This window comes from Brevundimonas goettingensis (assembly GCF_017487405.1).
Lineage (GTDB): Bacteria > Pseudomonadota > Alphaproteobacteria > Caulobacterales > Caulobacteraceae > Brevundimonas > Brevundimonas goettingensis.
The window spans coordinates 2,133,278-2,159,813 of the sequence record NZ_CP062222.1 but is presented as its reverse complement, the minus strand read 5'-3'; the positions used below and the strand labels follow the sequence as shown (position 1 = coordinate 2,159,813).

Annotated in this window: 31 protein-coding genes; 20 read left to right on the top strand and 11 right to left on the bottom strand. The window is 68.3% G+C overall.

What is annotated here, in order from left to right; genetic code table 11:
• Window position 1: 1 nt before the first annotated feature.
• The 10 genes from IFJ75_RS10750 (at window position 2) to IFJ75_RS10705 (ending at window position 8,421) form a co-directional block, all read left to right on the top strand.
• Window positions 2–394 (top strand): hypothetical protein, encoded by a 393-nt coding sequence (locus IFJ75_RS10750; protein ID WP_207868046.1) that lies wholly within the window; start codon window positions 2–4, stop codon window positions 392–394.
• Window positions 391–1,179, top strand: coding sequence for a 5'/3'-nucleotidase SurE (gene surE, locus IFJ75_RS10745; RefSeq protein ID WP_207868044.1), 789 nt, complete (start codon window positions 391–393; stop codon window positions 1,177–1,179). The genes IFJ75_RS10750 and surE overlap by 4 nt, the downstream gene beginning before the upstream one ends.
• Window positions 1,176–1,820 carry a protein-L-isoaspartate(D-aspartate) O-methyltransferase gene (locus IFJ75_RS10740; protein ID WP_207868042.1) on the top strand — a complete coding sequence of 215 codons (645 nt, stop codon included), beginning with the start codon at window positions 1,176–1,178 and terminating at the stop codon, window positions 1,818–1,820. Before surE ends, IFJ75_RS10740 begins: the two co-directional genes overlap by 4 nt.
• A gap of 31 nt (window positions 1,821–1,851) precedes the next feature.
• Window positions 1,852–2,679, top strand: coding sequence for an OmpA family protein (locus IFJ75_RS10735; protein ID WP_207868040.1), 828 nt, complete (start codon window positions 1,852–1,854; stop codon window positions 2,677–2,679).
• 112 nt (window positions 2,680–2,791) lie between these two features.
• Entirely contained in the window at window positions 2,792–3,982 is a 1,191-nt protein-coding gene (locus IFJ75_RS10730) for a peptidoglycan DD-metalloendopeptidase family protein (RefSeq protein ID WP_225896779.1), read from the top strand.
• Between the two features lie 121 nt (window positions 3,983–4,103).
• Entirely contained in the window at window positions 4,104–4,433 is a 330-nt protein-coding gene (yajC, locus tag IFJ75_RS10725) for a preprotein translocase subunit YajC (protein ID WP_225896778.1), read from the top strand.
• A 35-nt stretch (window positions 4,434–4,468) separates the two neighbouring features.
• Window positions 4,469–6,082 (top strand): protein translocase subunit SecD, encoded by a 1,614-nt coding sequence (gene secD / locus IFJ75_RS10720; RefSeq protein ID WP_207868038.1) that lies wholly within the window; start codon window positions 4,469–4,471, stop codon window positions 6,080–6,082.
• Window positions 6,079–7,062 (top strand): protein translocase subunit SecF, encoded by a 984-nt coding sequence (gene secF / locus IFJ75_RS10715; RefSeq protein ID WP_207868036.1) that lies wholly within the window; start codon window positions 6,079–6,081, stop codon window positions 7,060–7,062. The genes secD and secF overlap by 4 nt, the downstream gene beginning before the upstream one ends.
• 81 nt (window positions 7,063–7,143) lie before the next feature.
• The gene (locus IFJ75_RS10710; RefSeq protein WP_207868034.1) at window positions 7,144–7,773 is read left to right on the top strand and encodes a hypothetical protein; all 630 of its coding nucleotides are present in this window, start codon (window positions 7,144–7,146) and stop codon (window positions 7,771–7,773) included.
• A gap of 18 nt (window positions 7,774–7,791) precedes the next feature.
• On the top strand, window positions 7,792–8,421 hold the full coding sequence (locus IFJ75_RS10705) for a squalene/phytoene synthase family protein (RefSeq protein WP_207868033.1): 630 nt from the start codon (window positions 7,792–7,794) through the stop codon (window positions 8,419–8,421).
• Here IFJ75_RS10705 and IFJ75_RS10700 read toward each other — a convergent pair.
• Window positions 8,418–9,296: an oxygenase MpaB family protein gene (locus IFJ75_RS10700; protein WP_207868031.1), complete on the bottom strand. Its 879-nt coding sequence runs from the start codon at window positions 9,294–9,296 to the stop codon at window positions 8,418–8,420. The genes IFJ75_RS10705 and IFJ75_RS10700 overlap by 4 nt on opposite strands.
• A 3-nt stretch (window positions 9,297–9,299) precedes the next feature.
• Complete coding sequence (gene trmFO / locus IFJ75_RS10695) at window positions 9,300–10,694, bottom strand: methylenetetrahydrofolate--tRNA-(uracil(54)-C(5))-methyltransferase (FADH(2)-oxidizing) TrmFO (protein WP_207868029.1); 1,395 nt, start codon at window positions 10,692–10,694, stop codon at window positions 9,300–9,302.
• Window positions 10,695–10,790: 96 nt separating this feature from the next.
• Between trmFO and IFJ75_RS10690 the strand changes: the two genes are divergently transcribed.
• Both IFJ75_RS10690 and IFJ75_RS10685 read left to right on the top strand, forming a co-directional pair.
• The gene (locus IFJ75_RS10690; protein WP_207868027.1) at window positions 10,791–11,600 is read left to right on the top strand and encodes a hypothetical protein; all 810 of its coding nucleotides are present in this window, start codon (window positions 10,791–10,793) and stop codon (window positions 11,598–11,600) included.
• Window positions 11,601–11,712: 112 nt separating this feature from the next.
• Window positions 11,713–12,543: a hypothetical protein gene (locus tag IFJ75_RS10685; protein WP_207868025.1), complete on the top strand. Its 831-nt coding sequence runs from the start codon at window positions 11,713–11,715 to the stop codon at window positions 12,541–12,543.
• A 115-nt stretch (window positions 12,544–12,658) separates the two neighbouring features.
• Here IFJ75_RS10685 and flgH read toward each other — a convergent pair whose 3' ends face one another.
• From flgH to flgF, 4 genes are read right to left on the bottom strand one after another with little or no spacing between them, the layout of a single operon-like run.
• Complete coding sequence (flgH, locus tag IFJ75_RS10680) at window positions 12,659–13,420, bottom strand: flagellar basal body L-ring protein FlgH (protein ID WP_207868023.1); 762 nt, start codon at window positions 13,418–13,420, stop codon at window positions 12,659–12,661.
• A gap of 12 nt (window positions 13,421–13,432) precedes the next feature.
• Window positions 13,433–14,218 (bottom strand): flagellar basal body P-ring formation chaperone FlgA, encoded by a 786-nt coding sequence (flgA, locus tag IFJ75_RS10675; RefSeq protein ID WP_207868022.1) that lies wholly within the window; start codon window positions 14,216–14,218, stop codon window positions 13,433–13,435.
• A 3-nt stretch (window positions 14,219–14,221) separates the two neighbouring features.
• Window positions 14,222–15,010: a flagellar basal-body rod protein FlgG gene (flgG, locus tag IFJ75_RS10670; protein ID WP_207868020.1), complete on the bottom strand. Its 789-nt coding sequence runs from the start codon at window positions 15,008–15,010 to the stop codon at window positions 14,222–14,224.
• 12 nt (window positions 15,011–15,022) lie between these two features.
• Window positions 15,023–15,760, bottom strand: coding sequence for a flagellar basal-body rod protein FlgF (flgF, locus tag IFJ75_RS10665; RefSeq protein ID WP_207868018.1), 738 nt, complete (start codon window positions 15,758–15,760; stop codon window positions 15,023–15,025).
• A gap of 180 nt (window positions 15,761–15,940) precedes the next feature.
• Here flgF and IFJ75_RS10660 point away from each other — a divergent pair, with 180 nt between their 5' ends.
• The 5 genes from IFJ75_RS10660 (at window position 15,941) to IFJ75_RS10640 (ending at window position 19,622) form a co-directional block, all read left to right on the top strand.
• On the top strand, window positions 15,941–16,612 hold the full coding sequence (locus tag IFJ75_RS10660; RefSeq protein WP_207868017.1) for a flagellar basal body-associated FliL family protein: 672 nt from the start codon (window positions 15,941–15,943) through the stop codon (window positions 16,610–16,612).
• On the top strand, window positions 16,612–17,658 hold the full coding sequence (fliM, locus tag IFJ75_RS10655) for a flagellar motor switch protein FliM (RefSeq protein ID WP_207868015.1): 1,047 nt from the start codon (window positions 16,612–16,614) through the stop codon (window positions 17,656–17,658). The genes IFJ75_RS10660 and fliM overlap by 1 nt, the downstream gene beginning before the upstream one ends.
• Window positions 17,655–18,245 carry a DUF6468 domain-containing protein gene (locus IFJ75_RS10650; RefSeq protein WP_207868013.1) on the top strand — a complete coding sequence of 197 codons (591 nt, stop codon included), beginning with the start codon at window positions 17,655–17,657 and terminating at the stop codon, window positions 18,243–18,245. Before fliM ends, IFJ75_RS10650 begins: the two co-directional genes overlap by 4 nt.
• A 76-nt stretch (window positions 18,246–18,321) precedes the next feature.
• Entirely contained in the window at window positions 18,322–19,269 is a 948-nt protein-coding gene (locus IFJ75_RS10645) for a MotE family protein (RefSeq protein ID WP_207868011.1), read from the top strand.
• Window positions 19,270–19,361: 92 nt separating this feature from the next.
• Window positions 19,362–19,622, top strand: a complete 261-nt coding sequence (locus IFJ75_RS10640; RefSeq protein ID WP_207868010.1) for a DUF3297 family protein — start codon at window positions 19,362–19,364, stop codon at window positions 19,620–19,622.
• Between the two features lie 5 nt (window positions 19,623–19,627).
• Here the strand turns inward: IFJ75_RS10640 and IFJ75_RS10635 are convergent, their stop codons facing one another.
• From IFJ75_RS10635 to lgt, 5 genes are all read right to left on the bottom strand, one after another.
• Entirely contained in the window at window positions 19,628–20,092 is a 465-nt protein-coding gene (locus IFJ75_RS10635) for a chemotaxis protein CheW (protein ID WP_207868009.1), read from the bottom strand.
• A 2-nt stretch (window positions 20,093–20,094) separates the two neighbouring features.
• The gene (locus tag IFJ75_RS10630) at window positions 20,095–21,588 is read right to left on the bottom strand and encodes a methyl-accepting chemotaxis protein (RefSeq protein WP_207868008.1); all 1,494 of its coding nucleotides are present in this window, start codon (window positions 21,586–21,588) and stop codon (window positions 20,095–20,097) included.
• A gap of 280 nt (window positions 21,589–21,868) precedes the next feature.
• A complete protein-coding gene (locus tag IFJ75_RS10625; protein ID WP_207868006.1) occupies window positions 21,869–22,642 on the bottom strand; it encodes a polyphenol oxidase family protein in 774 nt (257 codons plus the stop codon).
• Window positions 22,642–23,715: a class I SAM-dependent methyltransferase gene (locus tag IFJ75_RS10620; RefSeq protein ID WP_225896777.1), complete on the bottom strand. Its 1,074-nt coding sequence runs from the start codon at window positions 23,713–23,715 to the stop codon at window positions 22,642–22,644. The genes IFJ75_RS10625 and IFJ75_RS10620 overlap by 1 nt, the downstream gene beginning before the upstream one ends.
• Window positions 23,712–24,620, bottom strand: coding sequence for a prolipoprotein diacylglyceryl transferase (lgt, locus tag IFJ75_RS10615; RefSeq protein ID WP_207932572.1), 909 nt, complete (start codon window positions 24,618–24,620; stop codon window positions 23,712–23,714). The genes IFJ75_RS10620 and lgt overlap by 4 nt, the downstream gene beginning before the upstream one ends.
• A gap of 203 nt (window positions 24,621–24,823) precedes the next feature.
• On the opposite strand from lgt, the gene IFJ75_RS10610 reads away from it, so the two are divergent.
• The 3 genes from IFJ75_RS10610 to IFJ75_RS10600 all read left to right on the top strand — a co-directional run bounded on the left by IFJ75_RS10610 (window position 24,824) and on the right by IFJ75_RS10600 (window position 26,529).
• Entirely contained in the window at window positions 24,824–25,123 is a 300-nt protein-coding gene (locus tag IFJ75_RS10610; RefSeq protein ID WP_207868004.1) for an accessory factor UbiK family protein, read from the top strand.
• Window positions 25,124–25,222: 99 nt separating this feature from the next.
• A complete protein-coding gene (locus tag IFJ75_RS10605; protein WP_207868002.1) occupies window positions 25,223–25,726 on the top strand; it encodes a type III secretion system chaperone family protein in 504 nt (167 codons plus the stop codon).
• Entirely contained in the window at window positions 25,726–26,529 is an 804-nt protein-coding gene (locus tag IFJ75_RS10600; protein WP_207868000.1) for a pyrroline-5-carboxylate reductase family protein, read from the top strand. Before IFJ75_RS10605 ends, IFJ75_RS10600 begins: the two co-directional genes overlap by 1 nt.
• The last annotated feature ends 7 nt before the right edge of the window (window positions 26,530–26,536 follow it).

Below are 26,536 nucleotides of genomic sequence, written 5' to 3'. Positions count from 1 at the left end.
CATGAGCCGCATCGCCATCACCGCCGCCCTGATCGCCGCCTCTGTTTTCGCCGGGGCCGCCACCGCCCAGTCCTCGAACGCAATCGACCCGACCGCGACCAGCTTCACCGGCTGGGTCAAGGTGACGGGCGGGGAGTTCGAACTCTACTCCGAGCAGCGCTCGCTGGCCTTGCCGTTCTCGCGCCCCTGCGTCTCGGGCGCCCTGCCGCGCGACCTGCAACGGTCGTCGGCCGACATCTCGGGCCAGAAGGTCACCTTCACCGGCAAGGCCGTGGCCTGGGCCGACCGCGATTCCCCGACCTCGCTGGGTTACGAGGGATCGCGCATCACCAATGAATGCCGCGGCGACTATGTCATCGCGGCCGACAGCGTCCGGGTGCTGCGCGGCGGATGAGGATACTGCTGACCAACGACGACGGGATCGAAGCCGAAGGGCTGGCGGCTCTGGAGCGGATCGCGCGGACGTTCACCGACGACGTCTGGATCGTGGCGCCCGCGACGGAGCAGTCGGGCAAGGGGCGGGGCATCACCCTGACCGAGCCCCTGCGCGTCAACCGTCTGGGCGACAAGCGGTTCTCGGTGACGGGCACCCCGACCGACTGCGTCGTCCTGGCCTTCGACCTGATGGACGAAAAGCCCGACCTGGTGCTGTCCGGCGTCAACCGGGGGCACAATGTCGGCGAGGACTGCTCCTACTCCGGCACCGTGGCGGGGGCGCTTCAGGGCATGGCCTACGGCGTGCGCTCCATCGCCCTGTCCCAGTCGCTGGACCGGTTCCATGATGAGGTGACGGCCCACTGGGAGACCTGCGAGGCCTTCGCCCCGGCGATCATCTCGACCCTACTGGCGCAGGAGTGGCGGCCCGGCGTGGTGATGAACCTGAACTTCCCGGCGCGTCCGCCGGAGCAGGTGACCGAGGTCGAGGTCACCGTCCAGGGCTTTCGCCAGATCGGCGAGATGCATCCGGTCAAGAGAACCGATCTGCGCGGCCGCGACTACTACTGGATGAGCTTCCGGGGCGCGAAACAGGATCACGCGCCGGGCACCGACCTGCGGGCCATGGACGACGGGAAGATCTCGGTCACGCCGCTGCACATCGACCTGACCCACAAGGCCAGCGTCAACGACCTGAAGGGCGTGCTGGGCGGGGTTCCGCCGAAGGTGCTGGCCGCCGAATGAACCTGAAGGACGACCGCGCCGGCCGACTGATCCTGAGCCTGCGTCAACAGGGGGTAACGGACGCGCGTGTGCTGGGGGCGATGGAATCCATCGACCGCGCCGTCTTCGTGCACGAGAAATTCCTCGATCAGGCCTGGGAGGACCAGGCGCTGCCGATCGACTGCGCCCAGACGATCTCCCAGCCCTATATCGTCGGCCTGATGACCCAGGCGCTGGATGTTCAGCCCCGCCACCGGGTGCTGGAGATCGGCACCGGCAGCGGCTACCAGTGCGCGGTGCTGAGCCGGCTGGCGCGGTATGTCTATACCGTCGAACGCTACCGCAGCCTGCTGCTCGAGGCCGAGGCCAAGCTGCGCCAGCTCGAGATCGACAACGTCATCACCCAGCACTCTGACGGCGGACTGGGGTGGGCGACGCAGGCCCCGTTCGACCGGATCATGGTCACGGCCGCCTCGCCGACGGAGCCGACCGAACTGCTCAAGCAGCTGAAGCCGGGCGGGATTCTGGTGGCGCCTGTGGGCAAGACCTCGGTCCAGATGCTGCACCGCTACACCGGCCAGCCCGACGGCAGCTTCCACCGCGAAAGCCTGCGCGAGGTGCGGTTCGTGCCGCTCGTCGAGGGGACGGCCAAGGAGGGGTGACGGGGAGGGCGGTTCGTCGGATAGTTGCGTCATGGGAAAGCGCACGCTGAGCATCGCCGCCGCCGTGATCGCCCTGCTGGCGGCCTTTCCGACGACAGCGCACGAATACGTCGACTATTTCGCCAGCGGGGAAACGCACCTCTCCGCCACAGGCTATCGTGTCGCGCGCGAGGTGGCGGCCTACGCGGCTCAAGCGCCGTCGCGGATCGTGATCACGGCGCATGAGGACGGGCTGGAAGCGGCAACCTACGCCGACGAGCAGTTGGACCTCTGGCGCGCTCGCGAGATGATGCTGGAGCTGATGCGCCTCGGGGTCTCGCCGTGGATCATCTCCATCCAGACAAGAGGCGATACCCGGCAGGCACGCTATCGTCCCGGAGCCGCCGACGAACCATTGAACCGCAGGGTCACCGTCGACATCGACTATCGCCCCCCACCGGAGCCCTTCGCCCCCACAGCGCCATATGTCCCCGGCGCACCGCCGCCAACGCCGCCCCGCGTTACGATCACCGAACCTTATCGGCCATGGATCTCCTTTGAGCCCGGTCAATCCGAAGTCACGCGGGAGGGCGAGTATCGACTGAGACTCGGGACGTTCGGATGCGCTCCCGGCGCCTGTCGGATTTTTGTGCGGGGCCATACCGATACGATCGGGACGCCTGAAGACAATCTGGCGCTTAGCGAACTCAGGGCGCAGGCTGTAGCCCGAGCCCTCGTCCGCCAGGGCATGATTTGGGATGACTTGCGAGTTGAGGGATATGGCGAAACCCAGCTGGTTCGTCCGTCAGCCGATGAGGTTGCGGAGCCGTTGAACCGGCGGGTCACCGTGGACGTCGTCTTCAATCCTGTGCGCCATTAACCTTCGCTCCCCACTTTCGCCGGGTTTGGCGGCTTGGCTTATGGTGAACGGCGGGGCACATCTGGATCGGGATTCGAACCCTGATTTCAGGCGAGATTTTCAGGAGAGCGCGATGAGCGGAATGAGCGGCTGGGCCAAGGGTCTGATCGTCGCGGGCGCGGCCTTGAGCGTGGCCGCGTGTGCGAGCTATCCGACCGAGCCCCGCTATTCGACCCGCGCCGACACGCCGCACGCCGTGGCCAATGTCCCGGCGAGCCCCAATCCCTACCCGAACGCACCGGTCTATCCGGGCCAGCCGGGCCAGCCCTACCCGGGCGCGGTCGTGACCAATGAGGCGCCGCCGCCCGCGCGGGCGCCGATCGAGAGCATCGACGGCGGCGGCCTGCCGCCCGCGGCGACGACCAGTTCGCTGAACGGCGGCCCGGCCATCAGCGGACGGCCGGCGACATCCAGCCCCAACTATCCCTCGTCCAGCCAACCCGAGCCCGCCTACAGCCCGCCCAGCTACAACCCGCCCGGAACGCCCCGCGCGCCTGCCGTTGCGGGGGCGGCGGCCTATGTGATCCAGCCGGGCGACACGATTTCCGGCGTCGGCCGGCGGTTCCAGACCCCGGTCCAGACCCTGATCGACCTGAACGGCCTTGGGCCGCGAGGCTCGATCACCAGCGGCCAGAACATTGTCCTGCCGGAGAACGCCGTCGACACTGGCCGCGATCCCTACGCCACCGGCCCGGCGCCGGTGGGGGTGACCGTGCCGCATTCCGGCGCCGTGCCGCCGCCGCCGACCCCACCGGCCGGCAACGCCGCCCTGCCGCCCGCGCGGTCGCCGGTCATCCCGGCGCCGGTTGCGCCCGCGACAGGTCCGATCCGTCCCCCCGCCCAGACCACGACTCCCTCGGCCCCGGTCGCGGGGAGCATCGGTCTTCAGTGGCCGGTGCGTGGGGATATCGTGCGGCGTTTCGGCCCCGTGGGCATGGGCGAGCGCAACAACGGCGTGAACATCGGCGCCTCGGCCGGCGCGCCCGTCGTGGCCTCGGCCTCGGGACGGGTGGCCTATGTCGGCGACGCCCTGGCAGGGCAGGGGCTGACGGTCCTGATCGTCCACCGCGACGGCTGGCGCACCGTCTATGGCCACCTGGGTTCGGCGACGGTCGAGGACGGCGCCGACGTGCGCGCGGGGCAGCAGATCGGCACGGTCGGCCTGACCGCCGGCGACGGCCGTCCGTCGATGCATTTCGAGACCCGGCACATGCAGGGCGACGAGCCGGTGGCCATCGATCCGCTCACGGTGTTGCCGCGCTGACGCAGGCGTGAGGCTTTGGCCGAAACGTCGCGTTGCAATGTCTGGGCGTCGGCCCTAGGTTCCGCGCCTCATTTTCAAAGGGCGCCCGACCGAGGCCAGCCCGTGTCGGGGAATACGAAACATGCCTACTGGTGAAGCCGGCGGTATCATGGCCCAGGTCGTGACCTTCCTGCCGTTCGTCGCGATCTTCGTGATGTTCTACTTCCTGCTGATCCGTCCGCAGCAGAAGAAGGCCAAGGAACACGCCGCCCTGATCGCCGCCGTGAAGCGCGGCGACACCGTCGTCCTGTCGTCGGGCGTGATCGGCAAGGTGACCCGCGTCGAAGACGCCGAGGTCAACGTCGAGATCGCGCCGAGCGTCAACATCCGCGTCGTGAAGGGCATGATCGCCGAAGTGCGCAACCGCACCGCCATCGCGGCGAACGACACCAAAGCCATCTCCAAGGGCTGATCGCCTCGCGTCGCCGAAACGGATAGTCGATTCCCATGATTCAGCTTTCGCGCTGGAAGATCGTTCTTCTCGCATTGTCGCTCGTGTTCGGGCTTTTGCTGGCGTTCCCGAACGTCCTGAGCCCCGAGCAGCGCGCCAAGCTGCCGGGCTTTGTCCCGAAGAACGCGCTGAACCTGGGTCTCGACCTGCAGGGCGGTTCGTACCTGCTGCTGGAAGTCGATGTGCCGGCGATGCGCGCCAAGCGGGTCGACAACCTGGCTGAAGACGTTCGCGTCACCATGCGCGACGCCGGCGTCAATGTGAACGCCACCCAGCGTGAAGAGGGCGGGGTGGTCATCACCCTGGCCGATCCAGGCCAGACCGAGACCGCCTATCAGGCGTTGCGCCGCCTCGTCGGCGGGGCGAACCAGCAGGGCGTGGTCGAACGCGCCGTGACCCGCGAGGGCAATGGCCGCCTGCGTTTCGCCTTCACCCAGCAGGCCATGGACAGCATGGGCGCCAGCGCCGTGGACCAGTCGATCGAGGTGGTTCGCCGCCGGATCGACAGCCTGGGCACCAAGGAACCCTCCATCACCCGCCAGGGCTCGAACCGCATCGTGGTTCAGGCTCCGGGCGAGAGCGACCCGGCCGCCCTGGAACGCGTCATCGGCCAGACGGCCCAACTGACCTTCCAGATGGTCGACAGCGAGAATTCGGTGCAGCAGGCCCTGGCCGGCGCCGTGCCGCCTGACGCCGTGCTGATGATGGACGAGGACGGCGTCACCCCTCTGCTGATCAAGCGCCGCGTGCTGGTGTCCGGCGAACAACTGACGCACGCCGATGTGACCACCGACCAGAACGGCCAGACCGCCATCGGCTTCCGCTTCGACGGCGTCGGCGCCCAGCGGTTCGCCTCGGCGACGTCGAGCGAGAACATCGGCAAACGCTTCGCCATCATCCTGGACGGCAAGGTGATCTCGGCCCCGCGGATCAACTCCACCATCCCGAACGGCTCGGGCATCATCCAGGGGCGGTTCTCGATCCAGGAAGCGTCCGAGATGGTCAACCTGCTGAACGGCGGCGCCCTGCCGGCTCCGCTGAAGGTCGAGGAACGCCGGACGGTCACCGCCGAACTGGGCGCGGACGCGGTTCAGAAGGGCGGCATTTCAACGATCATCGGCTTCATCATCATCGTGGTCTTCATGCTGGGCGCCTATGGCTTCCTGTTCGGCGGCGTGTCGGTGGTCGGCTTGATCCTGAACGGTCTGCTGATCATCGCCGCCATGTCCCTGACCCAGGCGTCGCTGACCCTGCCCGGGATCGCGGGTCTGGTGCTGACCTTCGCCGTGGCCGTCGACGCCAATGTGCTGATCTATGAGCGGATGCGTGACGAGGCCCGGGCGGGCCGGTCGGTGATCGCCTCCATGGACGCCGGCTTCAACAAGGCCATGGGCACCATCATCGACGCCAACCTGACGACCCTGGTGGCCGCGGCCATCATGTTCATCTTCGGCGCCGGCCCGGTGCGAGGCTTCGCCTGGACCCTGACCATCGGGGTGTTCACCTCGGTCTTCTCCTCGGTGCTCGTCGCCCAGGTGCTGCTCGGCTACTGGCTCAAGGTGGCCAAGCCCAAGAAACTGCCGATCGCCGACGCGGAGACTGTCCGATGACCTGGTGGCCCCTGATCAAGGTCCTTCCGCAGAAGACCAATCTGCATTTCGTCAAATACGCGCGCTATGCCGCCGTCCTGTCGATCGTGCTGTGCGTGGCCTCCATCGTGGGCTGCTTCGTGCCCGGCCTGAACATGGGCATCGACTTCCGGGGCGGCGCGTCGCTGGAAGTGTCCAAGCCGGCCGGCCAGGTGATCGAGCTGGAGAAGGTGCGTGAATCGGTCGCCGGCCTGAACCTCGGCGACGTCGGGGTCCAGGGGATCGCGCGTCTGGACACCAATGTGAACGACGGCTCCACCGCCATCGTCCGGTTCCAGGTGCCTGAGGGCAAGGACCAGACCACGGTCGTCAACGAGGTCGAAGGCGCGATCACCGCCGCCACCGGCCAGGTGACCTATTCGGGCGTCAGCGTCGTCGGCTCCAAGGTGTCGGGCGAGCTGTTCACCTCGGGCCTGCTGGCCCTGGGCTGCGCCATCGTGCTGATGTTCGCCTATATCTGGTTCCGGTTCGAGCCGCAGTTCGGCTTCGGCGCCGTCGCCGGCCTGCTGCACGACGTGATCCTGACCTTCGGCCTGATCGTCGTGCTGCGCCTCGAGTTCAGCCTGAACATGGTCGCGGCCATCCTGACCGTCATCGGCTATTCGATGAACGACACCGTCGTCGTCTTCGACCGCCTTCGCGAGAACCTGCGCAAATACAAGACCATGCCGCTGCGCGACGTGATCGACCTGTCGCTGAACGAGACCCTGACCCGGACCATCATCACCGGCGTGACCGCGGTGCTGGTTCTGGCGGCCCTGGCCGTGTTCGGCGGCGAGGCCCTGCGCGGCTTCTCCATCGCCCTGATGTTCGGGATCATCGTCGGCACCTATTCCTCGATCTATGTCGGGGCGCCGATCATCCTGCTGTGGGGCGTCAAGCGCGGTGAGCTGAACGACGACGCCAAGCCCATCAAGCTGGGCATGGCCAGCCGGCCCTGACGACATCATCTTTCCCTCTCCCCGCGGGAGAGGGAGATGTATGTAGGGCAGAAGACTCATCACCCCGGGGAGGGCTGACACATGGCCGGACTGCTGACCAATTTCCGCACCACCCTTATCCTCGGCCTGATCCTGGCGGCCCTGCTGCTGGCCGCCGCGGGCTTCGTGACGCCGCGCGGTCTGGACCGGGAGTTCCTGCGTGTGGTCTTGAACTGGGGCCTGGCCGTGTCCGCACTGCTGTGGCTGGGTTTGCTCTGTTACTTCAACTTCGTGCAGTTCCGCGTCTGGTCTCAGATCCCGGCCGAGCAGAAGCAGATCGTCAATCTCTACATCACGCCCGAGGCCCTGTTCTGGGTGCGCTGGGCCTCGCTGGCGACGATCCTGTTCGGGGCCTGCGCCGCGGTCGCCCATGCGGGCACCTACCTGGCCAAAATCCTGACCTTCGGCTTCTTCAAGGGTTTCGAGGCCGGTGATCAGGCCTATGTGGTGATGGGCGTCGGCGCCTGGCTGGCTCTGCTCATGTTCGTGAACACCTGGGTGGTGATCTGGCCGAACCAGAGGCGGGCGCTGAACATCGGCCAGGGCGCCGTCGAGCTTGACGAGGACACCCGCGCCAAGGCGGCGCGCGTCGCCATGCTGGCCACCCGCGTCAATCTCCTGCTCAGCATCCCGATGCTGACCTATCTGGCCGTGCAGCCGCTGTTCGGCTGATCGGGCGATGACGGCGGAATGAGCGAGACCGACCTCGACGCCCAGGTGAAGGCCGCCGATCCCGACCGCTGGCTATCCAGCCGGTTCGTGGGCGATCTTCAGGCGCGGGCAGACCTGATCGCGTTTTACGCCTTCGAGGCCGAGTTGCTGACCATTCCGACGCGGGTGACACAGCCGATGCTGGCCGAGATGCGCTATGTCTGGTGGCGCGACCAGATGGACGGGGTCTTCGCGGGCGAGCCGAGGAAGGGCCATCCGGTGCTGGAGGCCCTGACGGCGGCCGCAGGACGCAGGCCGCTGGGGCGCGCGGCCTTCGACGCCCTGATCGAGGCCCATGTCGGCCGGGTTCATGGCGAACCGCATGACCTGGACGCCTTCTACGTCGGGCCCATGCAGGCTGCGGTGAGGATTCTGGCCGGCGAAGGTCATGACGCCGCCGTGGTGGAGGCCGGGCGCGTCCGGGGCCTGACCCAGGTCGGCCGGGCCGACGAAGCAAGGGCCCTGCGCGGCGCGGCCAATGCGGGTCTGAAAGGCCTGCCCACGGCAGCCTTCCCGGCGGTCGCCCATGCGACCCTGTCGGGCGCCGAGCGGGGCGAGGGGACGAAGCGGCTGAAGCTGCTGTGGGCCAGCCTGAGGGGACGGATCTAGCGAGGAGCCCCGGTCGGCCAGACTAGCACTTCCGGCGGCCAGACCTGACGGTTGGGTGAGCCGGTGTAGGTCCAGTCGAGCGTGCGCTGCATGGTCCGGGCGCCGGCCTTCGCGACAGGTGAGGCTTTCGGCAGGCCGTGCATCTCGCGCGCCCAGTCGGGCAGCAGGTCGGCGCCGGCCTGCATGATCAGATCGGCCGAGATGTCCTCGAAGACGCCGCCGACCTTCTGGCGCATGACCAGGGCCGCCACCTCGACCGTGCGGGCGTCGGCCTTCAGCTGGGGCCGCATCGACTGGATCAGGGCCTCGGCATCGGCGCGGTTTGTCGGAACGGGATCGGCGCCTAGGGCCCGGCCGATCCGCGCCATCTCGGCCAGATAGGCGTCCTGATCGGCGGCCGACATCGTCGGCTCGGCATAGCGGACCCAGCTGTCGAGGAAGCTGATCGTCTCGGTCACATGCACCCAGGCCAGCAGGGCCGGGTCGCTGACGCGATAGGCCGTGCCGTCGGGCAGGGTCCCGGCCAGCTTGTCGTGAATGCGCCTGACCTTGTCGATGGCGGCGTTTCCGGCGGCGGCGTGGTCATAGGTGGTGACGGCGATGAATTTGGCCGTGCGCCTGAGGCGTCCGTGCATGTCGGCGCGGAAGTCGGAATGGTCCCAGACGCCAGCCAGCACCGCCGGATGCAGCATCTGCAGCAGCAGGCCGGAGACCCCGCCGATCATCATGGTGACGATGTCGCCATTGACCCGCCAGGCGACGGAGTCGGTCGGGAACAGGGCGTCGGCGCGGCGCAGGGCGGGCCGCTCGCCGCGCTCATAGTCGTTGAACAGCTCGTTGATGCGCCGCCGGATGGCGATCTTGACGAACTCCATCGATCAGGCCGCGTCCCGCCAGGCCTTGAGAGCCTCGAGCGCCCGGATGCTCATCAGCCGCTTCTTGGCGCGGCCGCGTTCCTTGAGGGGGATTTTCTTGCCGTCCTCATCGACCTTGGGCGCTTCCAGCGGGGGGAGGAGGCCGTAGTTGATGTTCATCGGCTGGAACTTGGCGCCGTCCAGATGGCCGCCGGTGATGTGCTCGACCAAGGCGCCCAGGGCGGTGTGGGCGGCCGGGGCGTCCAGCGCCTTGCCGAGGCGTTCGGCGGCGGCGAGGCGGCCGGCCAGCAGGCCGGTGGCGGCGCTTTCGACATAGCCCTCGACGCCCGTGACCTGACCGGCGAAGCGCAGGCGCGGCATGGACTTCATGCGCAGCTGGCGGTCCAGAAGGTGCGGCGAGTTCAGATAGGTGTTGCGATGCAGGCCGCCGAGGCGCGCGAACTGGGCGTTCTGCAGGCCCGGGATCATGCGGAAGGTCTCGGCCTGTGCGCCGTGCTTCAGCTTGGTCTGGAAGCCGACGATGTTGAACAGGGTGCCGAGCGCATTGTCCTGACGCAGCTGGACGATGGCGTGGGCCTTGACCAGCGGGTCGCGCGGATTGGTCAGGCCGACCGGTTTCATCGGGCCGTGGCGCAGGGTCTCGCGACCACGCTCGGCCATGACCTCGATGGGCAGGCAGCCGTCGAAATAGGGGACGTTCTCCCACTCCTTGAACTCGGCCTTGGGCCCGTCGATCAGGGCGTCGATGAAGGCGTCGTACTGTTCCTTGTTCATCGGGCAGTTGACGTAGGCGGCGGCGTCTCCGCCCGGGCCTTCCTTGTCGTAGCGCGACTGACGCCAGGCGATGTCGAAGTCGATCGAGTCGGCGTGGACGATGGGGGCGATGGCGTCGAAGAAGCTGAGGCTTTCCTCGCCCGTCAGCTTCAGGATCGCCTCGGCGAGAGCCGGGGAGGTCAGGGGGCCGGTGGCGACGATGACGCTGTCCCATTCTTCCGGCGGCAGGCCCGCGATTTCCTCGCGTTCGATGGTGACCAGAGGGTGAGCCTCAAGCTTCGCGGTGACGGCTTGCGAGAAGCCGTCGCGGTCGACGGCCAGGGCGCCGCCGGCGGGGACCTGATGGTCATGGGCGCTGGCCATGATGATCGAGCCGAGCTCGCGCATCTCCTGATGCAACAGCCCGACGGCGTTATGCTCCCAGTCGTCCGAACGGAAGGAGTTGGAGCAGACCAGCTCGGCCAGACCGTCGGTGTGGTGGGCGTCGGTCTTCACGCCGGGCACGCCGCGCATCTCGTGCAGGATGACGGGCACGCCCGCCGAGGCGATCTGCCAGGTGGCCTCGGAGCCGGCGAGGCCGCCGCCGATGACGTGGATGGGCTGGATGTCGGAGGAAGAAGTCATGGCGGGCCTTCTAATGCGCCCGGGCACGTTCGTCAGCATTCGTCTGGCCGCACAGACGGGACTGACGCTAAGGTGGCGGCGAAGACGGGGGAACAAATGGCGGAATCGCCGACGGGAACGAAACGGCTGGATCTGATCGAGGTCCTGACCGAGGCGGTGGGGCGGATGGGCGAGATGGCGCGGGGCGCCGGTCCGGCGCTCGCCCTGACGGCCTTACTGGCTTTGGCGGGGGTCCTGCTGCGCCTGCCGCAGGGGGCTGGGATGCTACTGTCGGCCCTGACCCTGGTCGCCGGGCTGGCGGCCTTCGGAGCGACGACGCGGATCGGTACGGCGGGGGATCTGGAGGCGGCGCGGCGCGCGGGCCTGCGTCCGGGCGGCCTGCAGCTCGGCAAGCCCGAGGCGCGGCTGGCCGGGGCGACCCTGCTGTGCGCCCTGTTCATGGCGATCATGCTGGCGCTTCTGGCGATGGTGGCGCTGGCCCTGTTCGGCGGGGCGGGCCTGAACGCCGAGGCGGTCAAGGCGCGCGACTGGGCCGCCGTCGGTCCGGCGTGGAAGCTGGTCCTGCTGTCGGGCGTGACCCTGGTGGTGCTGGGGGCGCCGGTGCTGTTCGCGGTGCGGCTGTGCCTCTACGCCCCCGCGACGGTGGGACGCGGACAGATGGTCTCGCTAACGGCGACGGGCTTGACCAACCGGGCCATCCTGCCGCTGCTGGCCGGGCTGGCGGCCTGTGCGGTTCCGGGCCTGATCTGGCTGGGACTGGTAGCGGCAGGCGTTCTGGGCGGCCGGGCGGCGGGCGCTGTGGCGATCCTGATGCTGGTCGCGATCCAGTGGCCATTGACCAGCGCCTTCCTCGGCGCGGCCTATCGGCGGCTGGAAACCCACGAACTTCTGGGGGTCTGGCAGTGAGGCCGTGACCGCCTCCTGGCGATTGGCGGACCTCAAGTCTTTGAAAGAAGGGCGACGTCGTCCCGGCCCCGCGCTATGAGCGGCGGTAGAGAGTCGCCCCAGGAGTGAACGGATGAGTTTTTCGGCAACGGAAGCCGCCTTCGAGGGCTTCAGGGTGACCCGTCATCATCCGATGGCGGTCCTGGCCTGGGCGCTGGTGTCGCTGGTCGCCGTGCTGGGGATGGCCTTCATCGCCATGCCGATCCTCGCCCCCGTGGCGGACGAGTTTCGCGGCCTTCTGGCGTCCGGCTTCACGACCGAGCCCTCCGCCGCCATGTCGGCCCGATTTTCCTATGCCGCGATGGCCACGATCCCAGTCAGTCTCGTGATGCAGGCCATCCTTTTGCCGGCCATCTATCGCGCCATGCGCCAGTCGGGTGGAGACAGATTCGGCTTCCTTCGCCTGGGCCACGATGAGCTGCGGGTTTTCGGCGCCCAGGTGATCGTCACCCTGGTGTCGCTGCTCGTCAGCCAGGGCGGTGAGATGCTGGGGACCCTGGCCGGGGGGGCAGGCGGCGCCGGCCTGGCCCTGCTGGTCGAGGTCGTGGTGATGCTGGCGAGCCTGTATCTGTCGGTGCGTCTGGTTCTGGTGGCGCCCGCCGCTTTCGCCCAGGGACGGATCGACCTGAAGGCCGGATGGACGGCGACCGCCGGTCTGTTCTGGCCCCTGATCGGTATGGCGATCATCGCGGGCTTCATGGCCTTTGTCGTCATGCTGCTGCTGGGGATCGTCGCCCTGCCGATTACCGTCGGCATGACGGGCGGCGCGGCAGGCCCGGCAGGACTGATCGCCGCGGGAGGCCTTCTGATCATCCTGTCGCTGGCCCTGGCCATGACCACCGTCATCCTCGTCGCGCCGTTCATGGTCGCCTACCGTGAGGCTCGGGCTCCGGCGCGGGCCTGACAGACAAAAGGGGCCGCGCGATGCACGGCCCCTTTCCAATTCCGACCTCAAGTAACGACCGCGCGTCAGCCTCACCCAGACCGGCCTCAAGCAGCGCGACCGCGCGTCAGGCCACTCAGAACGGACTGAAGCGCTCGACAAGGGCTTGGGCCGCAGGGGCGGCCTGGACGCGGCTGATGTCGCCGCGGCCGCCGTAGCTGATACGGGCCTCGGCGATCTGGGTGTGGTTGATGGTGTTGGCCGAGGAAATATCTTCCGGGCGCACGATGCCGGCGACGGTCAGTTCGCGGACCTCGCGGTTGGTGCGCACTTCTTGCCGACCCTGGATGACGAGGTTCCCGTTGGAGAGCACCTCGGTGACCACGGCGGCGATGGTCAGGTCGACCTTTTCCGAGCGGCTGACGGCGCCGGAGCCCGTCGAATTGCTCTCGCCCGACATGCCGATCATGTTCGAGGGGTCGAAGGCGCCCGGCAGGGCCCGGCCGAGGCTGCTTTCCAGACCGAACAGGTGGCTGACCCCGCCCGAGGCGTCGTTCGACCGCGCGCGGGTGGTCGAGTTCGAGGTCTGGGCCTTGTCGTCGATGGAGATCGAGACCGTCAGGATGTCGCCGACACGGCGCGCGCGCTGGTCGCCGAAGAAGGTGCGGGCGCCCGTGCGCCACAGGCTGTTGGCGCTGGCGGCCATGGCCCCGTTCTGACGGGCGCGCAGGGCGGCCTGCTCTGCCGGCGAGGGCTGATAGGTCTGGCTGGTCGGGACCAGCGAGGCCGGGTAGCCGATGGGGGCCAGTTCGGGGCCGCGCACGGCTTCGACGGCGGTGGAGCAGGCGCCCAGAGACAGGGCAGCGGCGGCGACGGACAGGATCAGGACGGTACGCATGGCGGGAGGCTCCTAGCGAGCGGCGAACTGTTGAGGATTGGCGCGGGCGGCTTGCGCGGCCGGGCCGACGACCGCCTGGCCGGGGCCGGTGGCGACCGCGTCGATGGTGCGGTTGGAGGTGGTGTTGAGCACGGAGACCGGCTCGCCGACGGCGGCGTTGCGGGTGGCGCGGCCGGTGACGGTCAGCTTCACGCCGCCGACGTCATAGGTGACCTCGACCATGTCGTTGCGGGCGATGACCTGGGGCGAGGCCAGGTCGCGCGTGGCGACCGGAGCCCCGGCGCGCAGCGGGCGTTTGGCGCTGAGGCCGATGACCCGATCAGCGTCCTGCGGGCCGCCGGCGGGGGCCATGTGGGCCTGAAGGCTCGTCCAGATAACGTCTTCCGGCTGGATGACGTCGCCGGTGTTCAGGTTGCGGGCATAGGTCAGGACGTCGACCGTGGCGCCCGGGCGGCCCGCCGTGGCCGAGGCGCCCGAAGCCGCCGTCGCTGTCGAGGCGGGGGTCAGGACGGCCGGCGAGGCCGAGCCCTGACGGACAACGACGCGGCTCAGACCCTGCGGGTTCGACCACTGCAGACCGGCGCGCAGGGCCTGGCCCTGGAGCTGGCCCGCCTCGAAGACGATCGAGGGGCCGGCGCGCGTGCCGACGACCACGTTCGCGGCCGTGCCCGCGCCGTCGAAGATCTCGCCGAGGGTAACTCGGCCGTCGTCGTCGACCGGCTGGCCCTTGAGGGTGACCGGTCCCGCCAGAGCAGGCGTGGCGGTGAAGGCGAGGACGAGGGCGATGGCGATGCGCATGGCTTAGCTCTTCACCTGGGAGGTCACCGACATCATGTCGTCGGCGGTCGAGATGACCTTGGAGTTCATTTCGTAGGCGCGCTGGGCGACGATCAGGGCGCTGATCTCGCTGACGGCGTCGACGTTGGAGCTTTCGGTGTAGCCCTGCAGAAGTTGCCCGAAGCCGGGCTCGCCGGGCGCCGCGACATTGGCCGGGCCCGATGCGGCGGTTTCCATCAGCAGGTTGTCGCCGATGGCTTCCAGACCCGCCTCGTTGAAGAAGTTGGCGATTTCAAGCTGGCCCACGACCTGCGGATCCACCTGGCCGTCGATCTTGGCCGAAACCTCGCCGGTCTTGGAGATGATCACATCGACCGCGTTCTGGGGAATGGTGATCGCCGGCTCGACGGCATAGCCGTCCTCGGTGACGATGGTGCCTTCAGGGCTGAGCGAGAAGTTGCCGGCGCGGGTATATCCGATCTCGCCCGAGGGCAGGGTGACCTGGAAATAGCCGTGGCCGTCGATGGCGACGTCGTACTGGTTGTCGGTGCGGCCCGGGGTGCCCTGTTCGGTGATCCGGTAGACGCTGCCCGCCTTGACGCCCAGGCCGACCTGGATGCCCGTCGGGACCACGGTGCCGGCGCTGGACGACTGCGCGCCCATCCGCTCGACGTTCTGGTACATCAGGTCCTGGAACTCGGCCCGCTGGCGCTTGTAGCCAACGGTGTTCATGTTCGCGATGTTGTTGGAAATGACTTCCACGTTCAGCTGCTGGGCGGCCATGCCCGAGGCTGCGGTTCTCAGAGCGCGCATCTAACGGCCCTCCTAGTTCGACCGGCCAAGGCGCTCGACGGCGCGCTTGGACAGGTCATTGACGTTATCGATCATCTTGGTCGCCTGTTCGTAGGCGCGGCTGATCTCGATCATCGAGGTGATCTCGATCAGGGGATTGACGTTGGAGGCCTCCAGCGAGCCCTGGCGAATCTTGGCGCCCGTGGCGTCGATCGGCGTGGCGTTGGAGCGATTGCGGTAGAGGCCGTCGCCGTCCTTGGACAGGGCGCCGAGGGTGTCGAAGCGGGCCAGGGTCAGGCGGCCCACGAGGGCGCCGTTCTGGCTGATGGTGCCGTCCTCGCCGATGACGGGCGCGCCCTTGGCGGGGTCCAGGATGATGTCGCCGCCATCGCCCTGAACAGCCAGTCCGGCCTTGGTGACCAGCTTGCCTTCAGGGTCCAGGGTGAAGGCGCCGTCGCGGGTATAGGCGTCCGTCGTGCCGTCGTTGACCGTGAAGAAGGCGCCTTCGCCCTCGATGCCGAAGTCCAGGTCGCGGCCGGTCTGCTGCAAGGCGCCCTGGCCGAAGTCGCGGCCGACGCCGTTGTCCAGAACGAAGCTGGCGCCGGGCTTGATCGAGTCGTTGCGGGCGCGGGCGCCGACCTCGGTCCCGACCAGCAGCTGCTCGACCTTGAAACCGGTGGTGTTCGCGTTGGCGATGTTGTTCGCCACGATATCCAGCTCGCGGCGCAGCGTCATCTGGCGTGACAGTCCGATATAGGCGGCGTTTTCCACGGGGCGGGCTCCTTCGTTAAGGGACCACGCAACGACCGTGCCAACAGGGTTAATGCAGGCGTGGCGGGCTTTTAAGCCGCTTTCCACGTCTGGCGCCCGGCAGGATTTGCCGGATTTCAACGTCGCGTTAACCAAACTGGCTGCATCTGGAGGCTGGAATCATTCCGGGGCGTCGGACGCATGTTGAAGCTTGGCAAGAAGAAAGGCCCGCCTGAAGACACGGCGACCGACATCGCCGTGGCCCACGGCCATGAGGTCGATGGCGACGCGCCCGCCAAGAAGAAGCTGCCCCTGCTGTTCATCATCGCCCCGGTCGCGGCCCTCGTCCTGATCGGGGGCGGCGCCGGCGCCTTCTTCATGCTGCAGCCCAAGCCTGACGCCGCCGCCGAGGGCGAGCACGGCGAGGCCGCCGGCGGGCACGGCGAGGAGAAGGCCGAGGGGCACGGCAAAAAGGAAGAGAAGAAGGGCGGCCACGGCGCGGCCAAGGAAGGGGAGGGCGAGGCCGCCGCCGATCCGTCGCTGGGCGTCATCGCCGAGGGGCCGGACGGCGTCACCTTCCTGACCCTGCCGGACATGGTGGTGGACATCCAGTCGCAGGACGGTCGCCCGACGCATATGCAGCTGAAGCTGACGCTGGAGATGAAGGACGCCGACCTGGCCACGACCCTGCAGGAGCAGATGCCGCGGATGCAGGACATGTTTCAGGGCTTCCTGCGCGAGCTGCGTCCCGAGGACATGGCCGGTTCGGCCGGCAGCTATCAACTTCGCGCCGAGATCCTGCGCCGGGTCAATCTGATCGCCGCCCCTGGCAAGGTGGATGCGGTACTGATCGAAAAGATGTTGATCCAGTAATGAGCGACACCGAGTTCGCAGACGCCGGCCTGGGCGACGAGTTCCGCAGCGCGGCGTCCGAACGCGTCCTGAATCAGGACGAGATCGACAGCCTGCTGGGCTTCGATCTCGGCGACGACGACGGTTCCGAACGGACCGGCATCCGCGCAATCATCAACTCCGCGCTCGTCAGCTACGAGCGGTTGCCGATGCTCGAGATCGTCTTTGACCGCCTCGTGCGGTTGATGACGACCTCGCTTCGCAACTTCACCTCCGACAACGTCGAAGTGTCGCTGGACAATATCTCGTCGATCCGGTTCGGCGACTATCTGAACTCCATCCCGCTGCCGGCCATTCTGGCGGTGTTCCGGGCCGAGGAGCTGGACAACTACGGTCTGCTGACCGTCGATTCCAACCTTATCTATTCGATCGTCGACGTGCTGCTGGGCGGGCGCCGGGGCACGGCGGCCCTGCGCATCGAGGGCCGGCCCTACACCACTATCGAGCGGGTGCTGGTCCAGCGGATGGTCGAGGTCATCCTGGCCGACGCCCAGGCCGCCTTCGAGCCCCTGACCCCCGTCCATTTCAACCTGGACCGTCTGGAGACCAATCCGCGCTTCGCCGCCATCGCCCGTCCGGCCAACGCCGCCATCCTGGTCAAGCTGCGCATCGACATGGAAGACCGCGGCGGCCGGGTCGAGCTGCTGCTGCCCTATGCGACGCTGGAGCCCATCCGCAAGATGCTGCTGCAGCAGTTCATGGGTGAGAAGTTCGGCCGCGACAACATCTGGGAAGGCCACCTGGCCACCGAGCTCTGGACCACGGACACCGAGGTCCGCGCGGTTCTGGACGAACAGCAGGCGCCGTTGTCGACCGTGCTCAATCTGAAGGTCGGCGACACCTTCATGCTGAACGCGACTCCGGATAGCGACATCTCGATCCGTTGCGGCCCGATTCCCGTCACGACGGGCCGAATGGGCCGCAAGGGCCAGCACATCGCCGTTCGTGTCGAAGCGCCCATCAGCGTCGAGGTCGCGAGCAGCCTGACCCGGGTGAAACGCTCATGATCGGCATCGTCCTCGACTCCTTCCTGATGTTGCTGCTGGTCGCCGCCATCGGCTACGGCATCCGGCTGGAAAAGAAGCTGACCGCCCTGCGCGCCGGCCAGCTGGCCTTCGCCGGCGCCGTGACCGAGCTGAATCAGGCCGCCGGCCGCGCCGAAAACGCGCTCCGCGCCCTGAGCGCGGCGGGCGACGAGGCCGACATGCTGCACGACCGCATCCTCAAGGCCCGCGCGGTCAAGCAGGAGCTGGACGTGCTGATCGCCCGCCAGTCGCGTGGTCTGTCGGGGCCGGCTCCGACGGTTCTGCGCGAGCCCGAGCTTATCCGTGAACCCGAGCCCGAGCCGGTTCGCGCGCCGCCCGCCCTGCGCAATCCGCTCGTGCACGGTTTGCCGGACGATGAGGACCGGGCGCTGCGCATGGCTGCCCTGGCCGAGCGCATTTCGGGGATGAACACGGCCCGCAACGCCGCTCCGGCTCCCGGCCGCGAAAACGTCAGCGCCATCATGTCGGCGCTGACCGCTAACCAAGCCGCGCAACAGAGCCTCAACAAGGCCCGGCGTAGTCTGGACGACGACCTCTTCGCGGCCTGATCCATTTTAGTGTCCCTATGCCTCGCGCGCGCCGCTCGGCGACTTGAGGGACGAGTTTGAAAGACTGAGTAAGACGATGGCCAAAGTTCCTCGCCTCCTGCCGCTCATCGCCATCGCCATCGGCGGCGTCGTCGCCGTGCGCGCCGTAGGCGCGGGCCCCGGTCTGTTCGAAGGCGCCAAGGCCTGGGCCGAGGACGCTGCGGGCGCCGTGGCTCCGGCTCCGGGTAATACGGACGCGCCCAAGGCGCCGCCCGCCGTCTGCGCCCTGACGCCGGAACAGCTGGCCCAGCAGGCGGGCATCTCTCCGGCCGAACTGCGGATCATCCAGTCGCTGTCGACGCGCCGCAAGGAGCTGGACGCCCGCGACGCCGACTTCTCGACCACCCTGCCGCTGATGGTCGCCGCCGAGCAGAAGCTGGACGCCAAGGTTCAGGCCCTCACCGCCATCAAGGCCGAGATCCAGGGCATGCTGGGTCAGGTCGACGCCAAGGCCAAGGCCGAGACCGACCGCCTGGTCGCCGTCTATTCGGCCATGCGCCCGCGTGAGGCCGCCGCCGTGTTCAACACCCTGTCCGATGACGTCCGCCTGCCGGTCGCCGCCGCCATGCGTCCGCGCACCCTGGCCGCCGTCATGGCCCAGATGCCGCCGGCCAAGGCCCAGGAGCTGACCGAGAAGCTGGCGCGCCGCTTCGAGGCCCAGCAACTGGCCGCCCGCGCCGCCGCCGCCAGCGCCGCCGAACCGGTCGCTCAACCGGCCGCTGAACAGCCCGCCGCGACCTCTGCGGCGACCCCCGCGACCAACGCCGCCGCCAAGCCCGCGACCCAGACGCCCGCCGCGACGCCTGCGCGTCAGGCCCCGCGCGCCTCGGCCAACCGTCCGCGCACGCCCGCTCGGACCCCGGCCCGCACGCCCGCGCGCCAGCCGGCGGCAACCCCCGCCGCGTCAGGACCTCAGCCCTACGCCGCCGGCGCCTCGGCGCCCGCCGCCAGCGCCCCGACCGCGCCGCGTCAGTCGGTTCAGTAGGCGCGGGAGAACCGGCCGGTTCACTCGCCGGTTGGCAGGGACGGCGAGGGGGGCTATTCACGCGCCTCCCTATTCGCCTTCAGGCCATCACCATGTCCGACACGCCTCCCGACCGCCTATCGGTCAATCCCGCCAGCAAATTCTACGACGCCGACGTGCTTCAGCGCGGCGTGGGCATCCGCTTCAAGGGCGAGGAAAAGACCAACGTCGAGGAATACTGCGTCTCGGAAGGCTGGGTCCGTCTGGCCGCCGGCAAGGCCGTGGACCGCAAGGGCAACCAGCTGACCATCAAGCTGCAGGGCGTGGTCGAACCCTATTTCCAGAGCGCCGACGAAGCCCCCGCCGAGGCGTAGCCTGATCAGGCGGCCTGGGTCTGTCCGACGGGCAGCAGGGCGTCGATGACCAGGCGCGACAGCATCCGGCCTTCCAGCGGGATGATGGCGTCGACGAACGGGGCCTCGGCTCCGCCGCCCATTTCGGGCGGGGCTTGAAGCAGGCTGGCCGGCAGCTGGAAGGTTTCCTGCACCTCGTCGACCAGGACCCCGGCCATGCGGGAGCCGTGCTCGATGACCACGATCACGTGGCGGGGCGACGGCTCGGTCGGTCCGACGCCGAGGCGGCAGCGCAGGTCCAGCACGGGCATGACGGCGCCGCGTAGGTTGATGACGCCGAGGATATAGTCAGGCGTCTGGGGGATGGGGGTCGCCGGGGTCCAGCCGCGAATCTCGCGCACCGAACGGACGTCGATACAGTATTCCTGACCGCCGATCGCGAACGAGATCAGCTCGAGAATCCCGTCTGCGTCAGCGCTCAGTGCGGTCATGTTCAGAATTCCTGCCACTCGTTCGTCGGCTTCAGGGCGGTGGCCCCTGCCGTGCGCGGAGGGGAGTGTACGGCGGCTTGGGCCGGCGCGCTACTGCGGGTCCCACCGTGAGAAGCGCCTTGGATCCCGCCTTGGGTAAAGGCCTCGATCCGGGCCTGGGCGGCGCGGACGGGATTGGGTTGGCGGAAGTCCTCGACCGAGCGCGATCCGGTGTTGAACCGCTGCACCATCTGGGCCAACTGGCCGGCCTCCGACCGCAGGCTGGCCGAAGCGGCGGTGGCCTGTTCGACCATGGCGGCATTCTGCTGGGTCACCTGATCCATCTGGTTGATGGCGGAGTTGACCTGGGCCAGGGCCGTGGACTGCTCCTGGGCCGAGCCGGCGATTTCGATGATCAGGCCGTCGACCTCGGCGACACGGTCGGCGATGGAGGTCAAGGCGGCGCCGGTGTCGTCGACCAGCTTCACGCCCCGAGCGACCTGGGCGGTCGAGGCGGTAATCAGTGACTTGATGTCCTTGGCCGCGTCCGCTGAACGCTGAGCCAGGGCGCGGACCTCGGAGGCGACGACGGCGAAGCCGCGGCCCGCGTCGCCGGCGCGCGCCGCCTCGACCCCGGCGTTCAGGGCCAGGAGGTTGGTCTGGAAGGCGATCTCGTCGATCACGCCCAGGATCTGGCCGATCTCGTTGGAACTGCGCTGGATCTCGCCCATGGCGGCGACAGCCTCGCGGACCACTTCGCCGGAGTGTTCGGCGTCGGCCCGGGCGCTGCCGGCGGCGGCGGCGGCCTGTTTGGCTCCGGAGGCGCTGCGCTGGACCGTGGCGGTGATCTGGTCGAGAGCGGCGGCGGTTTCTTCCAGGCTCGCCGCCTGTTGCTCGGTTCGGCGCGCCAGGTCGTCGGAGGCGCCGGAAATCTCGTCGGAGCCGCAGCGGATCGAGCCGATGCTCTGCAGCACCGTGTCCAGGGTCGCGCGGAGGCTTTCGACGGCCGAGTTGTAGTCGTCCTGAACGGTCTTGTGCGCGCCCTGCCGATCGCCTTCCAGCCGGGCGGTCAGATCGCCGTCCGAAAGGCGGCTCAGGCTCTTGGCGAGGGCGGCAACCAGGTCGTTCTGGGTCGCCTCGGCCTTTTGCCGCGCCTGTTCGCTGCGGGCCGCGTCCTGTTCGGCCTGGGTGATGTCCACCGCCAGCTTGATGACCTTGTAGGGCTTGCCGGACGCGTCGAGGACCGGGTTGTAGGAGGCCTGGATCCAGATTTCGCGCCCGCCCTTGGCGAGCCGCCGGAACTTCTGGGCGACGAACTGGCCGCTTCTCAGCCTCTGCCAGAAGGCGCGATACTCTTCGGTCGCGGCCTCGGCCGGGTCCATGAACAGGCTGTGGTGGCGTCCGACGATCTCCGACGCCGAATAGCCGAGGGCCGACTGGAAGTTCTCATTGGCCTCGATGATGGTGCCGTCGAGATTGAACTCGATCACCGCCTGGGACCGCGAGATGGCGGCCATCTTGCTGTGGAGATCCTGAGCCGCTGCTACCGACTCAGCATCGATCTTTCTGGAACGCGCAAACATGTCTTCCCCCGAGGACAGCCCATGGTGGCAAGGCTTCCCTTCGGGCAGCTAAGGCGCGATTGGTTACCCGCGTGTTTATGTCGCGGTCGGGCCTGCTACTCAGTTATGTGTCGGGTGATCCCGCATCGACCTTGCACCTCCGGTGTAAAGATTGGCCTTTTTGACGCAATGTCGTGTACCCAACACAGCTTTGGGTCTGTTTTTATAACTAAAGTTATAGACTGATCGTCGACATCAGGCGGCCAAAGTCCGGCTCCGAGCGCTGGAAGGCGCGGCGGTTGGAGAAGAAGCGAATCTCGTCGGCACAGGTGTCTTCGCCGGTCCAGGCGGCCTCGCCGACCCCGGCCTGTTCCAGCCGCCACAGGACGAAGCCGGGCAGGTCGAAGCGACGCTTGTCGGGCGCGTCGCCGATCTCGAAGAAGCGTTCCGAGCCTGGGTCGTGATGGGCGAAGCGCGCCTCGAAATCGGCGCCGACCTCATAGCTGGCTTGGGCGATGCAGGGGCCGACCACGGCGACGGTGCGCGAGGCCTGCGCGCCCAGCGACGCCATCGCAACGACCGCCGAATGGACCACGCCGCCCAAGGCGCCCTTCCAGCCCGCGTGAACGGCCGCGACCACCCCCGTCTCGGCGTCGGCCAGGAGGACGGGCGCGCAGTCGGCGGTCAGGACGCCGCAGATCAGGCCGCGCGTGGCGCTGGCAACGGCGTCGCCCTCGGGCCGCTCGCCCTTCCACGGGCTGTCGGCGACGCGGGTGATGGCGGAATGGATCTGGTAGCAAGCGGCCAGGTCGTCGGGCGTCCCGCCCATGGCCTCGGCGATAAGGCGGCGGTTCTCGGCGACGGCGACCGCGTCGTCGCTGGAGCCCAGGCCGGCGTTCAGCCCCTCGAAGATGCCGTTGGAAACCCCGCCCTGACGCGTGAAGAAGCCGTGGCGCACCCCGGCCTTCGTCAGCAGAGGATGGGTGATGGGAGAAGGCAGGTCGCTCATCATTCGAATCCGGGCACGGTCAGGCTGCGCGGCGAGAAGATCGACGCGACCTTGAACAAAGTCCCCATCTGATCGTCGGCGGTCAAACGGTCCAGTTGGCGGCGGATTACCGCCTCCGCCGAGGGCCGCCCCTGTATCAATCGGTCGGCGCGCGCCTCGATCCCCAGAAGACGCAGGAATTCGCCCTGGCCCTTGCAGCCGGTGACGTCGGCGCCGGCGCGGACGGCGGCCTCCAGCACGCGCGGGAAGTCGGCCCACATGGTCAGGTCGGCCGCCCCCGGGTGCTCCAGCGGATCGACCCTGGCGTGCCGGTGCAGGGCCTGAAGGGTGTCGCCGGGGCCCGGCTTGTCGCGGCCGTAGTCGATCAGCAGGGCCGCGCCCGAAGCCTCGGCCATCAGCACCGCCAGATCGCGGCCGAAGATGGCCTGCTGGTCCGAAATCTCGACGATCTGGCCGGGCTCGACGTCGTAGTTCGGCTTTTCGAAGCCGCCGGTGATGGTGCTGAGGCCGAACAGGATGTCGTCTCCGTCGTCGCTGACCCCGACCCGCCGTTCCGACCAGCCGTCGTCGGTCTTCACGAACTGACGCGCCGGCATACAGTCCAGCACCTCGTTGGCGATCAGGATGACCGGGGCGTCGGTCTCGATCTGGTTGAGCGAGCTAAGCCAGCGGGGCGAGATGTCGGCGCCGGCCAGCCGCCGTTCCTGTTCCTGGCGCAGCGGCGCACTGGGCTCGATCAGGATCAGGTCGCAGGCTTGAAGGAAGTCGGGCGCCAGACGCAGGGCGCGCAGGGCGTCGTCCATCAGGGTCCCGTCGCCGGGCCCGACCTCGACCAGCCGCACCCGCTCGGGCGCGCCCAGCCTGTGCCAGGTTTCGGCGGCCCACAGGCCCAGCAGTTCGCCGAACATCTGGCTGATCAGGGGGGCGGTGATGAAGTCGCCGCCTTCGCCGAGGGCCGGTCGGGTGGAATAGTAGCCCCCGACAGGATCGTGCAGGCAGCGGGTCACATAGTCGGCGACCGTCATCGGCCCCGTCAGGGTGATCTCCCGCGTCAGGCTGGCCTTCAGGCTCACGCCGCGACCTTCTCCGTTTCAGGTTCGGGCTCCGCGGGGGCAGGGACCGGCGCCGTCTTCCACGCACGCCAGATCAGCCAGGCGCCGATCAGGATCATCGGCGTCGACAGGATCATTCCCATGGTCAGGCCGAAGGGCAGGTGGTCGAGACCCGCGTCGGGCTGGCGCACATTCTCCAGCGAGGCGCGGATGACGCCGTAGCCCACCATGAACAGGCCGGTGACATAGCCGGGCTTGGCCAAAAGGCGGAACTTCCACACCGCCAAGGCGAGGATGGAGAACAGAACGATCCCCTCCAGACCCGCCTCATAGAGCTGGCTCGGGTGGCGCGGCATGTCGCCGGCGGGGCAGACACCGTACATTTCCTGAATACGGGCGTTGCAGAAGCGGATGGCCCAGGGGACGGTCGTCTCCCGGCCCCAGAGCTCGCCGTTGATGAAATTGGCCAGGCGGCCGAAGCACAGGCCCAACGGCGCGGTCGCCAGGGCCATGTCGCCGATGCTCAGCGTCGGAAGCTTGTTACGCCATGCGTACAGAACGACGGCGATGGTGCAGCCCAGAAGGCCGCCGTGGAACGACATGCCGCCGGTCCACAGCTGGAACAACTCCAGCCGCTCGCCCCAGCCATGGCCGGTGAACAGCTGCAGGTACATCACCGGCTTGTAGAACAGGGCATAGCCCAGACGCCCCCCCAGGATGATGCCCAGGGTGACCCACAGGATCAGGTCGTCCAGCTGGATCGTGGTCAGCGGGGCGCGACGCGGCGACCACAGCGAAGCCTTCTTGAGCAGGACGCCCGCATACCACCAGCCCAGGACGATCCCCGCCACATAGGCCAGGGCGTACCAGCGGATCGGCAGGGGGCCGAGATGAATCAGGACCGGGTCGAACTCGGGAAAGATCACGAGGGGCAGCTCCATGAGTCTCGGGCCTGCCGTTTAGCAAGCGTCGCCTTGTTCGTCTTCCCTCTCAATCGCGGCGGCTTCGGGGCTGGTCGATTTCCTCCCGGCGGAGGCTATAAGTCGCTTGGACGGAAAGGTTTCGTTCACCATATCGAGTAACCCTCATTAACGACTCCCGGGGTGATTCACTCGGGGCGGAGACGACCATGCAGACGCGCAATCCCATCCTCGACGAATTCGCCAAGCTGACGACCGGAGCCATGGGCCTGGCCCAGGCGGCAGGGGAGGAGGCCAAGGCCGCCTTCCGCGCCCAGACCGATCGTGTCGCCGCCGAGATGGACCTGGTCCGTCGCGACGAGTTCGACGCCCTGAAGGCTGAAATCGCCGCCCTGCGGGCCGAGGTCGCGGCCCTTAAGGGTGCTCCGACCACTGAGAAAAAGGCGGCCAGGAAGCCTGCCACGGGAACGTCCACAGGTGGAACTCCCGCCCCGGACGCAGCCGGTTGAGCCGAATCCGCGAACACGTCTACCGTCCCGCCATGATCGATGAGTCGCGACGGTCGCGGCCCATCGACCGGGCTCTCTCTTGCTGATCGGGGAATATTGATGGACGCCGTGAGGCCTGAGGAGGTCGATGTTCCCTACGATCCGCTGGACGTCGTGGAACACGTGCTCAACGCTGAAAACCTGCCGTTCGATCGCACGGACGACGGCGATCTGGCTTTCGCTCTCGCCGGCGACTGGAAGGATTATGAGCTGTGGTTCGCCTGGCGTCCGGAAGGCGACTGCCTGCAGCTGTGCTGCGCGCTCGACCTGCGCGCCACCAAGGCCCGCCGCGGCGCCGCCTATGAACTGGTTTCGCTGGTCAACCAGCGCACCTGGATGGGCCATTTCGAGGTCTGGTCCGAGGACGGCGAGATCGTCTTCCGCCACTCCCTGGCCCTGCCGCACGGCGAGCGTCCGACCTTGGCCCAGGCCGCGTCGATGATCGACGCCGCCGTCGAGACCGCCGACCGCTACTACCCGGCCTTCGACTTCATGATCCGCGGCAACAAGAAGCCGCAGGACGCCATCGACGCCTGCCTGTTCGAGACCGTCGGCACCGCCTGATGTCCGGTAACGGCAGGCCGGTGGTGCTGGTCGGCTGCGGCCGGCTGGGCTCGGCCATCGTCGAGGGCTGGCTCAAGACCGGGGCCGTCGATCCCGCCGAACTGATCATCCTCACGCCGTCGGAAAAGCCTGTCGCCGAACGGGCCCGGGCTCTGGGCGCGCGGGTCAATCCGCCGCTCGAGGCGCTGGCTGACGCCCGCGCCGTCGTCCTGTCGGTCAAGCCGGCCTACTGGAGGGGCGCTGTCGAGCCTCTCGTTTCCGCCCTGCCGGAGGACGCGACCATCGTCTCGGTCATGGCCGGGGTGCGCACCGCCGCGATCGGCGCGGCCCTGTCTCCCCGCCCGGTCGTTCGCGTCATGCCGACCACCGCTGTAGCCTCCGCCGCCGGCATTGCCGCCGTCTGGTCCGCCGATGACGCCGCCCGCGCCGTCGCCCACACCCTGTTCGCGCCGCTGGCCGAGGTCGTCGATCTGGACGAGGAGCGGCATATGGACGTCGCCACCGCCGTCGCCGGCTCGGGCCCCGCCTATGTCCACGCCTTCACCCGCGCCTTGGCGGCGGCGGGCGAGGAGGCCGGGCTCGATCCCGACAGCGCCCTGAAGCTGGCGCGCGGCGCGGTCCGCTCCGCCGCCTCCGCGGATCCGTCCGAAACCCTCGACGCTCTGATCGCCCGGGTGGCCTCCCCCGGCGGCACCACCGAGGCGGGCCTCAAGGCCCTCAACCAGAACGATGAACTCGACGAGGCCGTCGAGGCCGCCGTCATCGCCGCCCTGCTGAGGGCGCGGGAGCTGTCGAAGGACTGACCGCTCC

Coding starts and splice junctions, on each gene's coding strand:
- trmFO (WP_207868029.1), bottom strand. CDS start 10,694: ATGACTTCTTCCTCCGACATCCAGCCCATCCACGTCATCGGCGGCGGC.
- IFJ75_RS10730 (WP_225896779.1), top strand. CDS start 2,792: ATGAGCGGAATGAGCGGCTGGGCCAAGGGTCTGATCGTCGCGGGCGCG.
- flgG (WP_207868020.1), bottom strand. CDS start 15,010: ATGCGCGCTCTGAGAACCGCAGCCTCGGGCATGGCCGCCCAGCAGCTG.
- IFJ75_RS10625 (WP_207868006.1), bottom strand. CDS start 22,642: ATGAGCGACCTGCCTTCTCCCATCACCCATCCTCTGCTGACGAAGGCC.
- IFJ75_RS10660 (WP_207868017.1), top strand. CDS start 15,941: ATGTTGAAGCTTGGCAAGAAGAAAGGCCCGCCTGAAGACACGGCGACC.
- IFJ75_RS10610 (WP_207868004.1), top strand. CDS start 24,824: ATGCAGACGCGCAATCCCATCCTCGACGAATTCGCCAAGCTGACGACC.
- IFJ75_RS10740 (WP_207868042.1), top strand. CDS start 1,176: ATGAACCTGAAGGACGACCGCGCCGGCCGACTGATCCTGAGCCTGCGT.
- IFJ75_RS10750 (WP_207868046.1), top strand. CDS start 2: ATGAGCCGCATCGCCATCACCGCCGCCCTGATCGCCGCCTCTGTTTTC.
- IFJ75_RS10705 (WP_207868033.1), top strand. CDS start 7,792: ATGAGCGAGACCGACCTCGACGCCCAGGTGAAGGCCGCCGATCCCGAC.
- IFJ75_RS10710 (WP_207868034.1), top strand. CDS start 7,144: ATGGCCGGACTGCTGACCAATTTCCGCACCACCCTTATCCTCGGCCTG.
- flgA (WP_207868022.1), bottom strand. CDS start 14,218: ATGCGCATCGCCATCGCCCTCGTCCTCGCCTTCACCGCCACGCCTGCT.
- IFJ75_RS10735 (WP_207868040.1), top strand. CDS start 1,852: ATGGGAAAGCGCACGCTGAGCATCGCCGCCGCCGTGATCGCCCTGCTG.
- yajC (WP_225896778.1), top strand. CDS start 4,104: ATGCCTACTGGTGAAGCCGGCGGTATCATGGCCCAGGTCGTGACCTTC.
- IFJ75_RS10640 (WP_207868010.1), top strand. CDS start 19,362: ATGTCCGACACGCCTCCCGACCGCCTATCGGTCAATCCCGCCAGCAAA.
- surE (WP_207868044.1), top strand. CDS start 391: ATGAGGATACTGCTGACCAACGACGACGGGATCGAAGCCGAAGGGCTG.
- IFJ75_RS10690 (WP_207868027.1), top strand. CDS start 10,791: ATGGCGGAATCGCCGACGGGAACGAAACGGCTGGATCTGATCGAGGTC.
- secD (WP_207868038.1), top strand. CDS start 4,469: ATGATTCAGCTTTCGCGCTGGAAGATCGTTCTTCTCGCATTGTCGCTC.
- IFJ75_RS10650 (WP_207868013.1), top strand. CDS start 17,655: ATGATCGGCATCGTCCTCGACTCCTTCCTGATGTTGCTGCTGGTCGCC.
- flgH (WP_207868023.1), bottom strand. CDS start 13,420: ATGCGTACCGTCCTGATCCTGTCCGTCGCCGCCGCTGCCCTGTCTCTG.
- IFJ75_RS10685 (WP_207868025.1), top strand. CDS start 11,713: ATGAGTTTTTCGGCAACGGAAGCCGCCTTCGAGGGCTTCAGGGTGACC.
- IFJ75_RS10605 (WP_207868002.1), top strand. CDS start 25,223: ATGGACGCCGTGAGGCCTGAGGAGGTCGATGTTCCCTACGATCCGCTG.
- IFJ75_RS10630 (WP_207868008.1), bottom strand. CDS start 21,588: ATGGCCGCCATCTCGCGGTCCCAGGCGGTGATCGAGTTCAATCTCGAC.
- IFJ75_RS10600 (WP_207868000.1), top strand. CDS start 25,726: ATGTCCGGTAACGGCAGGCCGGTGGTGCTGGTCGGCTGCGGCCGGCTG.
- IFJ75_RS10635 (WP_207868009.1), bottom strand. CDS start 20,092: ATGACCGCACTGAGCGCTGACGCAGACGGGATTCTCGAGCTGATCTCG.
- fliM (WP_207868015.1), top strand. CDS start 16,612: ATGAGCGACACCGAGTTCGCAGACGCCGGCCTGGGCGACGAGTTCCGC.
- IFJ75_RS10645 (WP_207868011.1), top strand. CDS start 18,322: ATGGCCAAAGTTCCTCGCCTCCTGCCGCTCATCGCCATCGCCATCGGC.
- secF (WP_207868036.1), top strand. CDS start 6,079: ATGACCTGGTGGCCCCTGATCAAGGTCCTTCCGCAGAAGACCAATCTG.
- IFJ75_RS10700 (WP_207868031.1), bottom strand. CDS start 9,296: ATGGAGTTCGTCAAGATCGCCATCCGGCGGCGCATCAACGAGCTGTTC.